The organism is Serratia sp. N21D137 (genome assembly GCF_047530005.1).
GTDB classification, from domain to species: Bacteria; Pseudomonadota; Gammaproteobacteria; order Enterobacterales; family Enterobacteriaceae; genus Chania; species Chania fonticola_B.
Genome location: NZ_JBLJAJ010000128.1, coordinates 1 through 600, shown reverse-complemented (window position 1 = coordinate 600; position 600 = coordinate 1). Strand labels below are relative to the sequence as shown.

The 600-nt window shown below is 71.8% G+C and carries 1 protein-coding gene; it reads left to right on the top strand.

The window, feature by feature from the left end:
- Positions 1–20 precede the first annotated feature (20 nt).
- A partial coding sequence (locus ACMV5H_RS25655) for an invasin domain 3-containing protein (protein WP_414822821.1) occupies positions 21–600 on the top strand: 580 nt, incomplete at its 3' end.

The following is a 600-nucleotide window of genomic DNA, read 5'->3' as shown; positions in this document are numbered from 1 at the left end:
GCCGGCTCTCGGGGGCGTCGGTGCTGTCGGCGTCAAGGGGGACGATCACGGCAAACGGGGTGGACGCGTCGGAGCTGACCCTCGCCCTGACGGACGTGAACGGCAACCCGGTGACGGGGGCGGCGGTGGCGTTTGAGACGGTGCTGACGAATACGGCGTTCTCTGCCGTGGCGGAGAACGCCGGGGTCTACACGGCGCGGATGAGCGGGACCACCGCCGGCAGCGCCACGGTCTCGGTGACGGTGAACGGTGCCCCCCTGGCGGTGAAGCCGGTGACGGTGCTCCTGACGGCGGACAGCAGCCGGCTCTCGGGGGCGTCGGTGCTGTCGGCGTCAAGGGGGACGATCACGGCAAACGGGGTGGACGCGTCGGAGCTGACCCTCGCCCTGACGGACGTGAACGGCAACCCGGTGACGGGGGCGGCGGTGGCGTTTGAGACGGTGCTGACGAATACGGCGTTCTCTGCCGTGGCGGAGAACGCCGGGGTCTACACGGCGCGGATGAGCGGGACCACCGCCGGCAGCGCCGCGGTCTCGGTGACGGTGAACGGCGCCCCCCTGGCGGTGAAGCCGGTGACGGTGCTCCTGACGGCGGACAGCG